Origin of the sequence: Microbacterium sp. 13-71-7 (assembly GCF_002257455.1) — a bacterium.
In the GTDB taxonomy this organism is placed as follows: Bacteria; Actinomycetota; Actinomycetes; order Actinomycetales; family Microbacteriaceae; genus Microbacterium.
In genome coordinates, this window is the sequence record NZ_NCKN01000289.1 from 1 (window position 1) to 4,325 (window position 4,325).

Annotated in this window: 2 protein-coding genes; both read right to left on the bottom strand. The window is 69.8% G+C overall.

The window, feature by feature from the left end:
• Positions 1–17: 17 nt before the first annotated feature.
• Entirely contained in the window at positions 18–989 is a 972-nt protein-coding gene (locus B7X32_RS18860; protein ID WP_292723223.1) for a MoxR family ATPase, read from the bottom strand.
• A gap of 63 nt (positions 990–1,052) precedes the next feature.
• Positions 1,053–4,325, bottom strand: a 3,273-nt coding sequence (locus B7X32_RS18865; RefSeq protein WP_292723225.1) for a fibronectin type III domain-containing protein, incomplete at its 5' end; no start/stop codon positions are given.

Here is a 4,325-nt window from a genome sequence, read left to right on the forward strand (position 1 = left end):
CGGGCACCGCATCCGGATCAGGCCGCGGCGCGCGCCTGCGGTGCGGCGACCTTCTCGACCACGCGGGCGATGACGGTCTCGGGGGTGGTGCCGGCGAACTCGGCCTCGGGGTCGAGCAGCAGGCGGTGCAGCCACACGGGGCGCGCGAGCGCCTTCACGTCGTCGGGCAGCACGTAGTGGCGTCCCTGCGCGGCGGCCCACACCTTCGCGATGCGCACCATCGCCAGCGCCCCGCGCACCGAGACGCCGAGGCGGATCGCGGCGTCGGTACGGGTCGCCTCCACCAGCTCGGCGATGTAGCGCAGCACCGCCGGCTCGACGTGCACGGCCGCGGCGAGGTCGGCCATGTCGGCGACGGCGCTCGTGGTGATGACCGGGGTGAGCTTGGCCGAGGGGTTGCGCTCGGCGGCGCCCGCGAGGATCGACGCCGTGACGTCGAGGTCGGGGTAGCCGATCGAGGTCTTGATCAGGAAGCGGTCGAGCTGCGCCTCGGGCAGCTTGTAGGTGCCCGCCTGCTCGATCGGGTTCTGGGTGGCGATCACGAGGAACGGGCGGCCCGCCTCGTGCGCGACGCCGTCGACCGTGACCCGCGACTCCTCCATGACCTCGAGCAGCGCCGACTGCGTCTTCGGCGAGGCGCGGTTGATCTCGTCGGCGAGCACGATCGAGGCGAACACCGGACCACGGTGGAACTCGAAGGTGTGCGCGTTCTGGTCGTAGATCGTCACGCCCGTGACGTCGGAGGGCAGCAGATCCGGGGTGAACTGGATGCGGTTGTTCGTGCCCTGCACGGTCGCGGCGAGCGCCTTGGCGAGGCTCGTCTTGCCCGTGCCGGGGGCGTCCTCGAGGAGCACGTGCCCCTCGGCCAGCATCGAGGCCAGCACGAGGCTCACCACGTCCCGCTTGCCCTGCAGCGCGCGGTCGACGTTGTCGACGAGGCGGGTGAAGGTGCCCTGGAACCAGGCCGCCTGCTCGGGGGTCATCGTCATTTGTGGATCCTCTGGATTTCGTTCAGATCTGATGCTGTCGTCAGGCCGCGGCGTCCGCCGCGGCTAGGCATGTGGCCAGTAGTTCTTCTCGGTGTCGACGGATCCGCCCCAGCCGACGATGTCGACCCACACGTCGACGCCGTCCCGGCCCTTCCAGCAGCCGAGCTGCTGAGAGCCCGCGCCGTTGAAGTTGATGCGGTAGCTCGCCGAGCCGATCTGGCCGTCGACGTTGGAGTGGCAGGTGACGGTGTAGCTGCCGATGCCGAGGTTCTGCCAGTTCACGACGAAGTAGCGGCACCCGTTCACGCAGCCGCTGCCGGCCGGGTCGCCCTGAGTCACCCACACGCGCGGCGGCGGCGGGTCGTTGGTCCGAGCGGAGGCCACCGCCTCGGAGGACCACTGCCCGGCCGAGTCCTGCGCGCGCACCTTGATCGTGTGCGTGGTGGAGTAGGCCGAGCCGCTGGTCTGCGTGCCGCTGCGGCCGACGTTCTGCCAGCCGCCGCCGTCGATGCTGATCTGCATCACCTGGATGGGGCGGCCGTTGTCGGCCGGTGCCGACCAGCCCATGGTCACGGTCGTGCCGTTGTTCGTGGCGCTCGCGCCCGGTGTGTTGACCGGGCCGTACGGCCGGACGCCCGCTTGCGATCCCGCCTGTCCCGGCTGCGACTCCTGCCCGCCCACGACCGAGTAGGCGCGCACCTGCACCGTGTACGTGCCGTTGTTGGCCGCGGGGATGTCGGATCCGTTCCAGCTGCGCACCCAGCCGTTGCCGATCGAGTACTCGTAGTGGATCTCGCCGGAACTTGCACCGTTGGAATCCGCCAGGCTGTACGCCACGTGGATGTTGTTGTTCTGCTCCTGCACGCTCGTCAGCGTCGTCGGGCCGGGCTGTCCGAACGCGCGCCGCGCATTCGAGACCGCCGACCAGGCACCAGGGCCGGCCTTGTTGTTGCCCCGCACCTGGAACGTGTAGTCCGAGGTCGAGTTGCCCACGGTGACGTTCTGGCTCTTCGCGGTGCCGGGGACGCTGATCGTGTTCACCACTGTCGAGCCCTGCATCACCTGCAGGTCGTAGCTCGAGATCGCGTCGCCGTTCGGCCCGGCGGCCGTCCAGGTCACGGTCATCTGCGACTGGGGGCCGACAGAGGGCGCGCTCTGCGCGTTCGGGGTGCCCGGTGCCGTCGGTGGTCCGGCCGGGATCTCCGACGCCGACCAGCCCGACCAGGTCGAGGGTTCCGGCGCGTCGTTCACGGCCTGCACGCGCACCTGGTAGTTGGCGCCGTTCTCCAGCCCCTCCCACTTCAGGCTGGTGCCGGTCACGCCGGTCTTCGTCGCGACGCCGCTCGGCGGCGCCGGCGAGATCTCCAGGTTGAACGACTTCACCGGCGAGCCGGGGGTCGTCGGGGTCTGCCAGTTGACCTGCAGCGACTTGTCGCCGAACTTCAGCGTCGGCGGGTTCGGGGTGTCGGGCCGCGCGTCCGGGCGGGCCTCCTGCGAGACCGGGGAAGGCTTGCTCTCGCCCACGCGGTTCGTCGCCGTCACCGCGAACGTGTACTTGACGTTGTTGGTCAGGCCGTCCAGCGTGCAGGTCGTCGACGCGCACTGCTTGGTGTAGCCGCCGCCGCTCGTCGCCTTGACCGTGTAGCCGGAGATCTCGGCGCCGTTGTTCGACGGCGCAGACCAGGTCAGCACCACGGTGCGGTCCTGCACGCTCGTCACCTGCGGCGCGCCGGGCGCGTCGGGGATGCCCTGCACCGTCACGACGATGCGGCCGTCGACCTCACGGTCCGGATCCTTCGTCGCATCCTGCACCCGGTAGGTCGCCACGACCTGCCCGACGAAGTCCTTCGACGGGGTGATCACGACGTTGTCACCCTGCACCGCAGAGGCCGCGGAACCTGTCTGCACGCCGACGGAGAGGACCTTCAGCGGCTTGTCGGGGAAGGGGTTGACGTCGTTCTGCAGCACGGGGATCGTGATGGGCTTGCCCTGGTCCGCCTGTGCCACCGTGTCCTCGTTCGCGACCGGAAGAGAGCGCGTCGACGCGGAGACCGTGACGTTGACCGTGCCGGTGACCGGCTCGGTCTTGCCGTCGGTGACGGTCAGCCGCACGGTCGTCGCCGTGCCCTTGGGCGCGTTCGAGTCCGCCTGCACCTTCAGCGTCGATCCGTCCAGGCTCGCGGTGACGCCGTGGTCGGGCTGTCCCGTGATGGCGAACTTCAGCTTCTTGGCGTCCTCCGGATCCGGATCCTTCGCGAGCGCGGCGAGATCGACCTTCTGCTCCGGCTCACCCGGGGCGACGGAGACCTGCGCGTTCGTGAACGTCGGCGGCTGGTTGGCCGGGGGAAGCACCGTGATCGGCAGGCTCAGCGTGGACTTGCGGCCCTTGGGGTCGTCGGGACCCGTTCCGTCGGTCACTTCGAACGTGATCGCGTCGTCGCCGAAGTAGCCCTGCTTCGACGTGTACACCAGCGTGTGCTCGTCCTTGATGAGGGCGGCGCCGTTGCTGTTCACCGCGCTGACCTTGTCGGCCTGGGTGATGCGCACCTCGCCGCCGCCGGCGACGGTGACGTACTGGGAGAGCGGGAGCTCCTTGGTCTCGCCGCTCTTGACCTCGACCGGCTTGGTGCTCACGAGCGTCGGCGCGAGCTCGGAGAGCGCGGGGACGAAGATGAACGCGGAGGCGGTCAGGTTGTCGCGGTCCGTGACGGTGTACTGCACGAGCTGGCGCTGCTCGCCGACCGTCACCTGGATCTTCCGGTTCGGCAGCACCTTCGCGTTCGGGTCGTCCGTGGTGAGCTTGAGCTCGTCGACGACGCCGTCGGGATCCTCGTCGTTGTCGAGCACCGGCACCTCGACCTGCAGGCTCTTGCCCTTCAGGTCGCTCGCCTGCACCCGGTCGTCGCGGGCGATCGGCGACACGAGCGGCACATCCTCGGCGACCGTGATCTGCACCGGAGCGGTGGCGGTCGCGCCCTTGTCGTCGGCGACCGTGTATTCGACCGACGTCTGCAGCGGCTTGTCGGGCGCCGTGATCAGCAGCCGGTCGCCGGAGACCTCGGCCTTGAGCCCGTCGACGCCCTGCGGCAGCGTGACGCCCTTCTTGAGCAGGCCGATCGGGTCGCCATCAGGATCCGAGTCGTTCGCCAGCACCGCCACGCCGACCGTGCGACCGGGGCGGGTGACGATCGAGTCCTTCAGGGCGTACGGGGCCTGGTTGGTGCCGGCGCTGGGAGCGATGCCGACGCGGATGGTCGCCGTCGCCTCCTTGCCGAGCCGGTCGCGCACCCGGTAGGTGAACGCGTCGATGCCGTTGCCCTTGTCGAACGCCTGATA

Coding starts and splice junctions, on each gene's coding strand:
- B7X32_RS18860 (WP_292723223.1), bottom strand. CDS start 989: ATGACGATGACCCCCGAGCAGGCGGCCTGGTTCCAGGGCACCTTCACC.